The 15069-nt window shown below is 69.0% G+C and carries 6 protein-coding genes; 5 read left to right on the top strand and 1 reads right to left on the bottom strand.

Annotated elements, in window-relative coordinates; genetic code table 11:
- The first annotated feature begins 72 nt into the window (after window positions 1-72).
- The 4 genes from AOZ06_RS38375 (at window position 73) to AOZ06_RS38390 (ending at window position 7770) form a co-directional block, all read left to right on the top strand.
- Entirely contained in the window at window positions 73-1626 is a 1554-nt protein-coding gene (locus tag AOZ06_RS38375; RefSeq protein WP_054297235.1) for an outer membrane protein assembly factor BamB family protein, read from the top strand.
- 20 nt (window positions 1627-1646) lie between these two features.
- Window positions 1647-4589 carry an amidohydrolase family protein gene (locus AOZ06_RS38380; protein WP_054293854.1) on the top strand — a complete coding sequence of 981 codons (2943 nt, stop codon included), beginning with the start codon at window positions 1647-1649 and terminating at the stop codon, window positions 4587-4589.
- Between the two features lie 404 nt (window positions 4590-4993).
- Window positions 4994-6787 (top strand): ThiF family adenylyltransferase, encoded by a 1794-nt coding sequence (locus AOZ06_RS38385; RefSeq protein ID WP_236951880.1) that lies wholly within the window; start codon window positions 4994-4996, stop codon window positions 6785-6787.
- A complete protein-coding gene (locus tag AOZ06_RS38390) occupies window positions 6784-7770 on the top strand; it encodes a 3-oxoacyl-ACP synthase III family protein (RefSeq protein ID WP_083472202.1) in 987 nt (328 codons plus the stop codon). Before AOZ06_RS38385 ends, AOZ06_RS38390 begins: the two co-directional genes overlap by 4 nt.
- 63 nt (window positions 7771-7833) lie before the next feature.
- Here AOZ06_RS38390 and AOZ06_RS38395 read toward each other — a convergent pair whose 3' ends face one another.
- Complete coding sequence (locus AOZ06_RS38395; RefSeq protein WP_236951881.1) at window positions 7834-8955, bottom strand: PQQ-dependent sugar dehydrogenase; 1122 nt, start codon at window positions 8953-8955, stop codon at window positions 7834-7836.
- A 368-nt stretch (window positions 8956-9323) separates the two neighbouring features.
- On the opposite strand from AOZ06_RS38395, the gene AOZ06_RS38400 reads away from it, so the two are divergent.
- On the top strand, window positions 9324-15047 hold the full coding sequence (locus AOZ06_RS38400; RefSeq protein WP_169799036.1) for a PA14 domain-containing protein: 5724 nt from the start codon (window positions 9324-9326) through the stop codon (window positions 15045-15047).
- The last annotated feature ends 22 nt before the right edge of the window (window positions 15048-15069 follow it).

Below are 15069 nucleotides of genomic sequence, written 5' to 3' on the forward strand. Positions count from 1 at the left end.
GATGTTGGAGAACAACTCGCCACTCCCGACTCACTAGGGGCAGAAGTGTTCTTGCTGCAGAGAAAACTCGGCATGTCCGTATTGGCCGCCACCGTCGTCCTCCTCGTCGGTGGTACCGCCGCCGCTGACAGGGAGCCGCTCGCGCACAGGTCTGGCGACTGGCCTTCTTGGCAGGGTGACAGTTCCGGGTCCCGGTTCAACGCGGCCGAGCGCGCGATCACCCCGCGTACCGTCGGCAAACTGCGGCTGAAGTGGGCGTTCGCCTACCCCAAGAACGGTTTCCCGGCCAAGAGCCAGCCCGCTGTCGTGGACGGCGGTGTCTACTTCGGCAGCCCGGACGGCAAGTTCCACGCGCTGGACGCCCGTTCCGGTGCCACCCGGTGGACCTTCGACCTGGGCACTGTCCACCCTGGAGCCATCGTGATCGACGGACCGGCTGTGGCGCGGGGGAAGGTGTTCTTCGGCGACACCCAAGGTCACATCTACGCCTTGGAGCAGCGCACCGGCCGTCTGGTGTGGGACAAGGACACCGAGCCGCACCCGGCCGGGATGCACACCAGTTCCCCGCTCTACCACCGGGGAAAGATCTACGTGGGCGCGTCCAGCGGGGAGAACATCAACCCGGACCGGGGCTACCCGTGCTGCACGTTCCGCGGCCACATCGACTCGCTCGACGCGGACACCGGCGAGCTGGCATGGCGTTACTACACGGTTCCCGAGCCGCAGGCGGTCGGCACGTGGCCGAGTGGCGCGACCAGGTACGAGCCGTCGGGCGCGGGCGTGTGGAGCTCACCGGTGATCGACGAACGCAGCGGCACCCTGTACGTCGGCACCGGTCAGCTCTACTCCGGCAAGACCGGCGACTTCGACACGTTGCTGGCGCTGGACGCGCGAACCGGTGCTGTGCGCTGGAAGCAACAGGTGACCAAGGCCGACACCTGGCGGTTGTTGTGCGCCTTCCCGAACTCCGAGGGCTACTGCCCCGGTCAGAAGGACGGCACAGCGCTGGACTACGACCTCGGCGCCACACCGAACCTCTTGCGTGTGCACGGCCGCACAATGGTCGGCATCGGTCAGAAGAGCGGCGTCTTCCACATGTTCGACGCGAGCACGGGTGAGGTCTCGTGGCGGCGGCAATTGTCCACACCGATGCCAGGTGGTGGGCTGTCCGGAATCCAGTGGGGCAGCAGCTACGACGGCAAGTACCTCTACATGGCGACCAACTTCGCCAACCCCGGCACAGTGTTCGCGCTCAACCCCGCCAACGGCGACATCGTCTGGCAGACACCAAGTCCGGCCGACGGTTGCACAACCGGTGGAGCCGCGCAGCACCCGGCCATCTGCGCTCGGGCGCACACACCAGCCGTGAGCACCTCGCCTGGCTTGGTGTACGAAGGCAGCGCGGACGGCAAGATGCGCATCTACGACGCCCGTGACGGTGCTGTCCGGTGGGAATTCGACACCATCCGCGATTTCGCCGGCGTGAACGGCCTGACCGGCCGGGGAAGCGCGATCTCCGGGAACGGCGGCGCGGTGATCGCCAACGGCATGCTCTACGTCCAGGCGGGCTACTCGCCGTTCTACCCCAGCGACCACGGCAACGTCCTGCTCGCGTTCGGGCTCTGACCCGGTCAGGAGTATCCGACATGAAGTTCCGGTTCGCCCGCGTCACACTGGTGTGCGCGATGGCCCTCGTGCCCGCGCCCGCGGCCAGTGCTGCCCCGGACATCGACGTCACAGTCAGCGAAGGCACCAATCTCGCGGTCACGGCGTCCCCGAAGGACGGCACGATCGTCATGGATCTCCAGGGGCAGCTGTTCACGTTGCCGCGCGGCGGCGGTGCTGCCACGCGACTCGGTGACGGCTTCCTCGACCCGTTCTGGCCTGTCTTCTCCCCCGACGGCAGCCAGATCGCCGTTCAGTCGTTCGCCGACGGGATGTTCCACATCCGCACGATCACGCCTGACGGCCGTTCGGTCCGGCAACTCACCGACGGTGAGTACGACGACACCTACCCGGCGTGGTCCCCGGACGGATCACGGATCGCGTTCACGTCGGAACGCGGCGGCAGCGCGGACATCTGGACTGTCGACGTGCGCACGCGTGAACTGGAACAGATCACCACCGCGGGCACCCAGGAAACGCAGCCGACCTGGGCGCCTGACGGGCGGAGCATCGCGTACGTCCAGGGCACCACCATCGAGGGCGTCGACCTCGGCACCTCGGCTGTGCGTACGCTGGTCCCAGCCGACCGGGGCTTCGTCTCGGCACCGTCGTGGTCACCGGACGGGCGGCGGATCTCGTTCGTGCGCAACAACTCCCTGCAGATCTTCGAGGCGGGCGCCGTCCGGCAGGTGGGCCCGCACCGTGACGTGTTCCCGTTCCCGGCTCGCTGGTTGTCGTCCGACGAGGTGCTTTACAGCGCCAACGGACGGATCGCCGTGACTGACGTGGCCGCCAACACGTCCCGGCTTGTGCCCTTCTCGGCGACGTTCACGCTCAACCGCGACCAGTACCCGCGCAAGGCCTACGACTTCGACACGCGCAGGCCGCAGCCCGTGCGGGGCATCGACGGACCAGCGCTGTCGCCGGACGGCCGGTCGGTGGTGTTCAAGGCACTCAACGACATCTGGTTGCTGCCGATCGGCGCGAGCCCGACACGGCTCACCTCGGACGGATTCTTCGAAGCCGACCCGGCCTGGTCGCGTGACGGCAAGCTCATCGCGTACGCGTCGGACAAGGGCGGCACCGAAGACCTGTACGTCCGTGACGTGGCCAGCGGGCAGGAACGGCGTGTCACGTCGTTGCCCGGTGCCGAGACCGCGCCGGTCTTCGCACCGGACGGCCGCAGACTCGCCTTCCAGGACCAGGCAGGTCAGACGTCCACAGTGGATCTGGCCGGCGGGAGCGTGACGAGAGTTCTCGGGCCGCTGAACGCGCCGGGGAAACCAAGCTGGTCACCGGACGGGAGGCTCCTGGCGCTGACGGTGTCCGACGCCGACCGCAACCGGATCATGCTGGCCGACGTCGCCTCGGGCACGACCAGGGTCGTCGACCCGGCGCCGTTCGGTTCGGTGTCCACGCGAGGCAGCGACGGCCCGGTCTGGTCACCGGACGGCACGCTGCTCGCGTTCTCCATGAACAGCACGATCCACGTACTGCCAGTGGATTCGACCGGCACACCGACCGGACCGGACCGTGAGCTCACCCGTGAGGCGAGCGACTCGCCCACGTGGAGCGGTGACTCGAAGACCATCCTCTACCTGCACAACGGCGTCCTCCGGACGATCACACTGGGCGGCCGGCCGGGTGTCGTGGCGCACGGTCTGACGTTCACCCAGGACAAGCCGGACACGCGGACGGTGATCCACGCGGGCAGGCTCTGGGACGGGCGGCACGCGCAACCGCGCACCGACGTGGACATCATTGTCGTGGGCAACCGGATCCGGCGGATCGAGGCACACCGCCCGGACCGCGACCGGCGTGGCTGGCAGTTCGTGGACGCCACCAAGCTCACGGTCACGCCAGGTCTCGTGGACATGCACGTACACCAGCAGATGCGCTCAAAGTTCACCGGTGACCGCCAAGGCCGGTTGCTGTTGTCGTACGGGATCACCGCCACGCGGTCCACCGGCGACCCCGCGTACCGGGCGGTCGAGGAACGCGAGTCACTCGCCGCCGGGACACGGGTCGGGCCCAGGTTCTTCATGACCGGCGACATGCTCGAGGGCTCCCGCGTGGGTTGGGAGTTCGCGAGGCCGGTACGGGACGAACGGCAACTGGAGCTGGAGTTGTCCCGCGTCCGTGGCCTGGGCTACGACCTGGTCAAGACCTATGAGCGGTTCCCTGTCAGCTGGCAGGCACGCGTGGCGGGCCGGGCGCATGGCCTCGGCATCCCCACCACGTCCCACTATCTCCACCCGGCGGTCGCCAACGGCGTGGACATGAAGGAGCACCTGTCCGGGCCCACGAAGTGGGGGTTCGGGTTCTCCCGCGAATCGTCCGCCGCAGGCGTGTACGAGGACGTGATCCAGTTGGCCGCTCGTGGCCGCATGCCTTTCAGCACAACGATGTTCAGTGCGGGTTCGCTGCTGGCCGACGACCCCGCGATCGTCGACGACCCACGGATCCGGGCGCTGTACACCCCGCAGGAGCAGCAGGCGTTGCTGGCCAAACTCCGGTGCGCGCAGGGACAGGGGCCGTGCGGTTTCCTGGACGGGTCGCCGGAACAGGCCCGGCGCAACGTTGAAACGATCAAGCGGTTGCTGGACGCGGGCGGCACGGTCCTCGCGGGCACCGACGCCCCGCTGGACAGCATGGCGGTGAGCCTGCACCTGAACCTGCGCGCGATGACCAAGTACGGGCTGTCGCCGTTCACGGCGTTGCAGAGCGCCACCCTGCTGCCCGCCCGTCAGCTCGGCGTCGAACGGGATCTCGGCAGCGTCGAACAGGGCAAGCTCGCCGACCTGGTGTTCACCGGCGGCGACCCGTCCCGTGACGTCGCCGGGCTCGCCGACGTCCGGATGGTCATGAAGAACGGCCGTTTGTCCACTCCGGACACATTGGCCGGGCCGTTCCGGAGTGGCTGATGTCCCTGCGATGGGATGATCGGACACTGTGGCAGCGGAGCGGTTCCGTGACGGCCCGCGCGTCGGATCGTCGCCCGTTCTGATGATCACCGCCGCAACCGCGAGGCGGCGGCACACTGGGAGTGGGTCCGCCCGGTGGTGCCGACCGGATTCGCGGTTCCGGCGAGTGAAAGATCGTTTTCCTGTCACATCGGGACAGCCGGGCGCGATACCCACTGCTACTGTTGTGATCACCCGGCCGAAGGCGGTCAGCATCCGCGAGATCACCGGGCTCCTCCTCCAGTCCAGCCGGTCCGCCCTCCCTGCTCACCGTGGCCGGCGAGCACATCCTCGCAGAAAAAAGGCAATCGTTGACGGATCAGAACCAGCGCGGCGCCGGGGAACCGGTGTCGCGTCAGTGGCACGTGACCGCATTCCGCCTGTCACGCGACCACAGCACGGACATGCTCGACTCGATCCGCGCCCTGCGAGCGCGGATCCTCTTCGACCACGGTCGCAGGCCGGCGTTCGCGCGCCCGGACGGCGGGCACGCCGACGACCAGGACCTCGACTTCGGCGCGTGGCACTTCATCGCGCGGCGCACCCCCACCGGGCCGCCACTCGGCTACATCCGGCTGTCCACACCGGACACAGGTGATCTGTTCCAGTCCCGCGCGTACCTCGGACCGGCCCGGTACGAGGACCTGCTGCGCGCCGAAGACCTTGCCACGACGGAGGTGTTCGAGCACAGCAGGCTCGTGGTCGAGCACCGCGCGCGCAAGCTCGGCCTCGGCTTGTACCTCAACGGGCTGGCGATCGCGGCGGCCCGGCACCTCGGCGCGAAGGCGATGATCGGCACGTCGGGGACGAAGGACGGGCAGGACCTGTTCCACGAGCGGTTCGGGTTCCGCGCCGTGCCCGGCACCCGCAGGTACGTGGAGCGGTACACGGAGGACGTCGTGATCATGTTCCACCGCGTCGCCGACGGCGCGGGGCGGCACCGCGATCTCGTGGACCGGCTCCACCTGGAATTCCCGGTCATCGCCGTGGCGGGCACCGTGCTGACGCCCGCCGAACTGTCGTCGGGCCGGGCCAAACCCGAAGCTCTCGCCGGCACGTCCGGCCCGGCGCCCGACGGCGGCGTGTGGCAGCCGGAGCTGTTCGAGCCCGTCCGCACCGGCGACGTGGACGCGTTGACCGACCTGCTCGGATCCGGCTTCGTGCGCGAGATCCACGACACGGTCGACGCGCAACTGACCGAGCTGATCCGCAGCCGTGAACCTTCGTGCACCGACCCGGACGAGATCCAGCGCAGGAAACGTGAGCAGCTCGACGGCCTGGCGACGTGGGAGTACGGCACCTGGGTCTACTACCCGTGGTCGCAGCGGCTGGTGCACGTGCTGCCGCGCGAGGAGTTCCGGCTGGTGCGCACCGACCGCAACCGCGGCAAGATCGAGCGGCCCGAGCAGCGTCGCCTGCTGGACAAGCGGATCGGGGTCATCGGGCTGTCGGTCGGCAACAGCGCGGCGATCACGTTCGCGCTGGAAGGCATCGGCGGGGCGTACAGACTCGCGGACTTCGACGAGTTCAGCCTGTCCAACCTCAACCGGCTGCGGGCGGGCGTGCACCACGTCGGCGTGAACAAGGCGGTGATCTGCGCACGGCAGATGTCCGAGATCGACCCGTACCTGGACATCGAGATCTTCACCGGCGGGCTGACCGAGGACACCATCCCGGACTTCTTCGCCGGGCCGATGGACCTGCTGGTCGAGGAGTGCGACACGCCGTGGGTGAAGATCGCGGCCCGCGAGTACGCGCGTGAGCTGCGCATCCCGGTGGTGATGGACTGCAACGACCGGGGCATGCTCGACATCGAGCGGTTCGACCACGAGCCCGACCGGCCGTTGCTGCACGGACGGCTCGGTGACGTGAAGTCCGTCGAGCTGCTGGACCTCAGCCCGGCGGTGAAGCGCGACCTGATCCTGGCGATGGTCGACGAGCACCGGATCAGTCCGCAGCTGGCCGCGTCCTTCGACCAGATCGGCCGGACGCTGAGCAGCTGGCCGCAACTGGCGTCGGGTGTCGCGCTCGGCGGCGCGCTCACCGGCGAGGCGGCCCGCCGCATCCTGCTCGGCCAGCCGTGCGCGTCCGGGCGTTTCTACACCGATCTGGAACTGCAGCTGGGGCCGGAGCGCAACACCGCGGTGGTGGCACGATGAAGACGTTGCCCGTGCGGGTCAGCGGGACCGGGCTGCACCTGCCGCCGGATGTCGTGACGAACCACGACCTGGCCGCGGCACTGGACACATCGGACGAATGGATCGTCAGCCGTACGGGGATCCGGGAACGCCGCAGGCTCGCGGATTCCCGTGCGACGTCGGACATGTGCGAAGCCGCGGCGCGACCGGCGTTGGCGGCGGCCTCGGTGGCGGCGGCGGACGTCGACGCGATCATCGTGGGGACCTACACCGGTGATCAACCACTGCCGTCGACGGCGTTGATCGTCAAGGAAGCGCTCGGCGCACACCGGGCGCTCCCCCTCGACGTCACGCAGGCCGCGTGTGTGAACGGCGTCCAGGCGATGCTGCTCGGCGCGCACCTGTTGCAGACGACAGCGGAGACCGTGTTGGTGATCGCGGCAGACTGCGCGTCCCGCGTCACAGACCCGCGGGACCGCACAGCCCGGGTGTTCTTCGGGGACGCGGCGGCCGCTGTCGTGCTGACCAGGCCGTCCGTTCCCGGAACCGGCCTGCTCGGCTGGGATTTCGGTGCGGAGCTGTCGTACGCCGTGCAGATCCCGGCCGGTGGCTCCCGCATGCCCGCCACGGCGGGAACGCTCGAAAACCGCGGGCACTACCTGGAAATGAACGGAAGAGCGGTGTGGGACACGGCAACCAGGCGACTGCCCGAGAGCATCCTCGACGCCGTCGGCCGCGCCGCCCTGTCAGCAGGCGACATCGACCACTTCTTCATCCACCAGGCGAACCTGAACATCATCAACGCCACAGTGGACAAACTCGGCATCCCGGCGCACCGCGCGCCGATCACCGTGGACCACCTCGGCAACACAGGATCAGCGGGTGTGTTCACCGCGTTGCACGAGTCCTTCAGCCAGGGAGAGGTTCGCCCGGGTGACACCTACGTGATGTCCGCGATCGGCGCGGGGTTCCAGTGGGGCTCCCTCTGCCTGCGGCACGGGTGAGCCATGCGCCCTCGCCGCGGCTGAGGCTGGGCCCGGCAGGGTGCCGGGCCCAGCCTTCTTCCGCTAGCCGCGGGTGCGCTGGAAGGTGAGCGCGTACAACTTGCCGGCGAAGTCGTCGACCAGGAAGAGCTCTCCCTTGTTGTCGACACCGATCGCGTTGGAGTCCATCGGGAGCGTACCGATCGGCGCACTGGCGTACGTGCCGTCGCGGTTCTTGCGCACCGCGAACGCGGTACCGGAGCAGTAGTCGGTGGCGAGGTAGGTGCCACGGGCGAGGCTGGCGAAGCGCTCACCCCGGTACACGTGACCGCCGATCACCGCGCAGCCCTCGGTGCCGGACAGGTAGTTGAACACCGGGCCGGTGTAGCGGGTGTTCGGGTCGCAGCGCGTCTCGTCGAACACGTTCGGCCCCTCCATGCAGGGCCAGCCGAAGTTCACGCCACCCTGGCGCGCGCCGATGTGGTCGACTTCCTCGAACCGGCCCTGTCCGACGTCGCCGATCCACAGCGAGCCGTCGGCCTGGTCGAACGAGAACTTCCACGGGTTGCGCAGCCCCCACGCCCAGATCTCGGCACGCGCGCCCGCGACGCCGACGAACGGGTTGTCCCGCGGGATGCAGTACGCGAGCGGGTTGCACGCCCGGTTCACGTCGATCCGCAGGATCTTGCCGAGCAGGGTGTTCTTGTTCTGGCCGCTGTTGAGCGGGTCGCCGCCACCGCCGCCGTCGCCGATGCCGAGGTACAGGTAGCCGTCCTTGCCGAAGGCCACGTTGCCGCCGTTGTGGTTGCCGAACTCGGTGTGCTGCTGGGTCAGCAGCACCTCCTCCTTGCCGGTGGCCAGGCGGAACCGGGACAGTGTCACGGCCTCGTCGGACTTGCGCGTGTAGGCGACGTAGATGGTCCTGCTGCGGGCGTAGTCGGCCGGGACGGCGAGGCCGAGCAGACCGCGCTCGTTCTCCGTCTCGCTGACGCGGTCCTGGATGTCGAGCACCGGCTTGACGGCGAGGCCGGTCCTGCGGTCGAACGCGCGGATGGTGCCGCGTTTCTCGGTGATCAGCAGCCTGCCGTCGGGCAGCGGGGCGATCGAGTTCGGCCGGGACAGGCCGGCCGCGATCTCGGTGTTGACCACCTTCAGTTCGTTGAGCGGCACCTCACGGGGTTGTGCCGCGCTGGCCGAAGGGATCACCGAACACAGCGTTGCGGCAGTGGCAACGGGTAGGACACAAGACAATGCGCGCCGCAGGGCAGGTCGCGACATGTCAGCTCCAATCGTCTCTGAATGGTCTGGTCCAATTCAACCAGTAGAACGGCGCCGAGCGGTACACATCGACATCTGCCCTGGTCACACCCACCGGACATGGATGGCAGCCGTGATGTCCTGTCCCCTGCACCGGTTCCAGCCCCATGATCGGCCGCGCCCGGCCACGTGGCCGGGCGCGTCGGCCGCGCGCACGTTCTCGCGCGGTACTCGATGTCGATGGAGGGGCCATGGCTTCGTGGGGTCGCAGCCGCGCGCGGGCAAGTACGCGTGCGCGGCCGCGCGCAATCGCATTCGTGTTGACACTTGTCCTGGGGGCTTCGCTGGCCCAGGTGGTGGTGCCGCCGTCGGCGGCGGCGGCACCCGTCACGCCGGAGGTGCCGCGGGATCTACCGCTGCTGTCGGTGCCGTCGGCTCAGGCGCAGCAGCCTCGGCAGGCGGCGAGCCCGCAGCAGCCGAAAGCCGATTTCAAGCCGTTGCGGGCACGGGCGGGGGCGCAGGCGCGAAGATCGGCGGCCGATCCGCCGGAGACCACCCTGGTCAGCCCGGCCGACAACGCCGTCGTGGCCACGGAGACACCTGCGTTGCAGGTCGCCGAGGTCGGCGACGGCGTGCTGTACTGCTTCAAGGTGTCCACCGGCTTCGACGGCCGCTCGGGCAGCGTGGTGGACTCCGGCTGCCTGACGACGCCGACGTGGAACGTGCCCAAGCACGTGCTGCACGACGGCGGCCGGTACACCTGGACCGCGGGGACGGCGGTGCCGGGCGCGACGACCATGACGCCCGCGAAGTGGGTCGGGCACTTCACGGTCAACCAGCGGGTGGGCGATCCGGGACCGGCGCCGACCGACCGGCTGAGCCCGGTGACCGTGAACCTCTTCAACGGCAACGCCCAGATCGAGGCAGCCGGGCCGGCCTTCCAGGCGATCGGCGGACCGGCCGGGGTGACGTTCGCCTACAACTCACGGCAGGGCTCACCGCGTGGCGTGCGGGCGTCGTACTTCAACGACTCACGCCGCACCGGGACACCGGACGCCATCCCGGTGATGACGCGCAGCGAGTCGCAGGTCAACCTCGACTGGGGCATCGCCTTCAGCGGCAACCCGGACAACCTCCCGTGGCGGGACAACCCGCTGCCCCAGGCGCTGAACTCCGACTGGTTCGTCGTGCGGTGGGAAGGCCACTTCAAGGCACCGGTCAGCGGTGACTTCCGGTTCGGCGGCGGGCACACCGACGGCGCGCGGATCTGGGTGGACGGCAAGCTCGTCCACGACAACCCGCACGCCGCCGACGTCGGCGACGACTTCCTCCAGCCCGGTCCCACACAGGACAAGGAAGTCACGCTCAAAGCCGGCCAGCGCGTGCCGATCAAGGTCGAGCTGTACCACCACTCCGCGGAACGCCCCCGGATGGTGTTGTGGGCCAAGAGCACAGTGGGCGCCGCGGACCAACGTACCCACAACCTCGAGCCGCGGATCGTGCCGACGGAATGGCTGTACTCCGCGGACACGCAGTCGCTGCCGGGCGGGTGGACGCTGTCGACGCAGGCAGGCGGGTACAGCCACGCCGACATGCTGGACGGGTCGGTGGTGCTCACCGACAGCGCCGGTGGCAAACACACCTGGGCCAAGACGTCCACCGGCGGCTACACGCCCCCGGCAGGTGAGGACGGTGTGCTCGCGTTCGACGCCGGCGGCCGGATCACGGTGACCGACAGCGACACGGTGTCGGTGTTCAACCCGGACGGCACGCTGGCCTCGGTGGCGTCGGTGCTGGACAGCAAGAAACCCGCCGCACTGCAGTACTCCTACAGCGGCTCGCCGTCACGCCTGACGCAGATCAAGGACCCCGTCTCAGGCCGGGCGCACACGCTGCACTACAACACCGACAACAGCGACGGCTGCTACGGCGGCGTGTCCCGCCCACCGGGATCCGACGCGGCGCCGCCGCACATGCTGTGCCGCATCCGCTACTGGGACGGCAGCGAAACCCGGCTGTGGTACCAGATGGAAACCCTGTCCCGGATCGAGAACCCGGGCGCGGACATCCGGGACTACGACTACCAGAACCGGGCCGCGGCCAAGCAGCAGTACCAGGAAGCCGGGGACAACGAGGAGCTCAAGCAGAAGGCCGTCGACAGCATCGGGCCGCTGACCACGCTCCGCAGCGGCCTGGCCTACGACTGGGTGGCCCGGCAACCACCGTCCTCCGGCAACGGCTGCACGAACAACGAGGACGTGGCCTCGGTCTGCACGGTGATCGGGTACGACTCGGTGATCGAGCAGCCGCAGGAACCACCCGCGCTGCGCGCGGTCCAGGTGCTGGCGCCTGCCCCGGACGGCCGTCAGGCCGCACGGGCCGAGCACTTCTACCAGTACTACCTGGAGCGCAAGCAGGCAACCGTTGCCGTGGCCGGGGTGTACGACGCCACCCGCTCCCGCACGGTGACCTATGACGACGCTGGTCGCACGCTGAGCACCACCGACTTCACCGGTGCCGTGATCAGTGCGGAGTGGAACGCGAAAGACAAGGCCATCGCCGCCGTCGACAGTGCTGGTCGACGCTCCACCACGGTGTATGACCACGCTGACCGCCCGGTCGACCGTTATGGGCCAGCGCCGTCGTCGTGTTTCAACGGCGTGACGCCGACGCCCGCGTGTGCGGCGACCATGCCGCACGTCCGGACCGCGTACGACGAGGGTCTGGTCGGGTTGTCGGCCGCGTACTACGACAACCCGTCGCTGTCGGGCATTCCGAGGTTGTTCGCCACTGGCGTCGGCTCCGCGGACGGCACGTTGTCGCAGTCGTGGCGGCCCGCCGCGCCTGTCCCGAACACCGGCGGCTGGTCCGGCCGGTTCACTGGCGAGGTCCAGTTCCCGGCTGTCGGGGACTACGGGCTCGGGTTGACCGTCGTGGACGGTGTCCGGCTGTGGGTCGACGACGTCCTGCTGGTCGACAGCTGGGGCGACAAGACCTCGACCGCGGTCACCGGCAAGTTCACCAACACCACGGCGAACAGCTGGCACCGTGTCCGCGTCGACTACTACAACCGTTCCGGCACAACAGGGGCGTTGAACTTCGCCTGGACCCCACCCGGCGCGGGCGCGCCGGTGACAGTGCCTGGTCCGGCGCTTCGGCCGCGGTACGGCCTGGAGACGAGCACGACCACGGCGGACACCTCCGGCGGCAGCACCGAACGGTCGCCGTCCAGGCGTTCGGCGACCGGTTACGCCGATCCGGGCGCGGGAATCGACCCCGTGTACGGGCTCACGGTGTCGAGGACGTCGGATCCCGGCGGGCTCAACATCAACACCCGTTCCACATATGAGCGGCCGGGCGACGGGTATCTGCGCAAGCTGGCGGAGACACTGCCCGCGGGCGACATCACCAACGCCGCCAAACGCAACACCACCACCTACTACGGTGACACCGAAACCCGCGGGAACCCTTGCGACCCAAGCGCCGCCGCGGTGAACCAGGGCGGCATGGCCAAGACCGTCACCGAGGCCAAACCCGACGGCGGACCGGCGCTCAGCAGCGAGACCGTGTACGACGCGGCCGGCCGTGTCGTCGCCTACCGCATGGGCGACGAACCGTGGTCATGCACCTGGCACGACAGCCGTGGACGGGTGGTCAAGAAGACCTACCCGGCCTACGGCGGCAAACCGGCGCGCACAGTCGTCTCGGACTACGCCGTCGGCGGCGATCCGTTGACGCAGAAGGTGACCGACGAGAACGGGTCGATCACGACCGTGATCGACCTGCTCGGCCAGGAGGTCAGCTACACCGACGCCAACGGCGTGACGTCGAAGTCGACGTTCGACCAGGTCGGGCGACTGGTCAAGGACACGACCACGGTCAAAGGCGTGTCCAGCACCGTGGATTACAAGTGGAACGAAGCCTCCCAGCTGACGGAAGTCAAAGTGGACGGCGCGGTCGTCGCGAAGCCGACGTACACCGCCGCCGCTGAACTGGCTGGTGTCGTCTACGGCAACGGGTCCCGCCTCGACGGGATAACGCACAACGGCTCGGGCAAGATCTCCGCGCTGAAGTGGCGGACATCGGCGTCCACTGTGGTCGACACGGTGACGCGTTCCCGCGACAACCGCGTCATCGACGACGTGGTGACCGTCGACGGGAAGGCCGCGGCGACGTACTCGTACACCTACGACGCCGTCGGCAGGTTGGTCGGGGCAACCGTCCCGCACCACACCCTCACCTACCGGTTCGACTCGGCCGGTGGATGCGGGCCCAACAAGGCAGCGGGTCAGAACACCAACCGCACGGCGTCCACCGACAGCCTCAACGGCGCCCCCGCGGTCACCACGACCTACTGCTACGACGACGCCGACCGGTTGCTGTCGACCAGCGGCGGTACCGCGCTCGCGTTCGCCTACGACAGCCACGGCAACACGGTGAAAGTCGGCGCCGACACGCTGGGCTATGACGCCGCGAACCGGCACATGTCCACGACGACGCCGATCGGCACGTCGATCACGTACGTGCGGGACCCGCAGGACAGGCTGACCAGCCGGGCGGTGACCGGCGCCGGCGACTCGTCGAGGAACGGGACCACGCGTTACTCCTACAGTTCCAAACAGGACACAGCGGATCTCGTCCTCGACAACACCGGCAAGCTGCTGCAGCGGATCGTGGCGCTGCCCGGTGGCGTGCTGCTGACGAAGAACTACGACCAGGCCGCCACGACCAACTGGGCGTACCCGAACGTCCACGGCGACCTGCTGTTCACCGCGGACGGCAGCGCCACACGGACCGGGCCGATCCACCTGTACGACCCGTTCGGGCAGAACATCGATCCCGGCACCGGCGCGTTCACCGCGATCCCCGTCGCGGGGACCGTGGCGGGCGGGATGGACTTCGGGTGGCTCGGCCAGCACGAACGACCGGTCGAACACCTCGGCGGTCAGCAGGCCATCGAGATGGGCGCACGCGTCTACCTGCCGGTGCTCGGCCGGTTCCTCCAGGTCGACCCGGTGCCCGGTGGCTCGGCCAACGACTACGACTACGTCGACGCCGATCCGGTCAACGGACTCGACCTCGCCGGGACGTTCAGCTGGAAGTCCGCGGTCAAGGTCGCGACGAAGGCCGCCGAGGTCGTGTCGTACGTGCCCGGTCCGGTCGGGACGGTCGGCGCCGGTGTGGCCGTCGCCGGGCAGCTCGCGCAGGGCAACTACAAGGCGGCGGCGGCGAACGCGGTCGGCCTGGTTCCCGGCGGGAAGCTGGTCAGCTCGGTCGCCAAGCAGGCCGCGAAACAGGCCCCGGCGGTGGCCAAGGCCACGCAGGCGGTCGAGAAGTGCAACTCGTTCGCACCGGACACCCTGGTGGTGATGGCGGACGGCACCGCAAGACCGATCAAGGACGTCAAGGTCGGCGAGCTGGTCAAGGCGACCGACCCGGCAACCGGTGTCACCTCCGCGCAGCCCGTCGCGGCGGTGATCGTCGGCCACGGCACCAAACACCTGATCGACATCGGGGTCGGCGGTCCCCGGCCGGGCACGGTCACCGCCACCGCCGAACACCCCATCTGGGTCGACGGCCGCGGCTGGGTCGACGCCGGGGACATCAGAGCCGGAGACCTGGTCCGCGGGCCACCCGGCTCGGGGACAGTGTCGGTCACCTCGGTCCTCGACCGCGGCCAGGTGGACGGCCAGACGGTCTACAACCTCACCGTCAGCAATGTCCACACCTTCCACATCCGCTCCGGCGACAAGGACGTCCTTGTCCACAACGCCGCGTGTCCCATCCACAACAACATTCTCTCCAACCCCTACGGCAATCCGGGCCGGTGCACGTGTCCGGGCGGGATGGGAGAACGCAGGGCGGACCTGCCCGCGGCCCAGATGAAGACCTCGGCCGACGCGGGAAGGACGTTCACCGAGGCACCCGTGCGGGCCGCCAAGGAAATCGTCCACCTGACCGTCGACAACCCGGGGACCGCGATCCCCCTCGGCGCCGCGGTGCTCGCCGCGGCGGCGAAGAAGAAGCTCGGCCGGAAATGAACCTCTTGTCCCCCAGGGAAAG

The sequence above is a fragment of the Kibdelosporangium phytohabitans genome (assembly GCF_001302585.1).
GTDB classification, from domain to species: Bacteria; Actinomycetota; Actinomycetes; order Mycobacteriales; family Pseudonocardiaceae; genus Kibdelosporangium; species Kibdelosporangium phytohabitans.

Excerpts from the sequence above, each read along its gene's own strand:
- AOZ06_RS38380 (WP_054293854.1), top strand. The coding sequence starts at position 1,647 with ATGAAGTTCCGGTTCGCCCGCGTCACACTGGTGTGCGCGATGGCCCTC.
- AOZ06_RS38375 (WP_054297235.1), top strand. The coding sequence starts at position 73 with ATGTCCGTATTGGCCGCCACCGTCGTCCTCCTCGTCGGTGGTACCGCC.
- AOZ06_RS38390 (WP_083472202.1), top strand. The coding sequence starts at position 6,784 with ATGAAGACGTTGCCCGTGCGGGTCAGCGGGACCGGGCTGCACCTGCCG.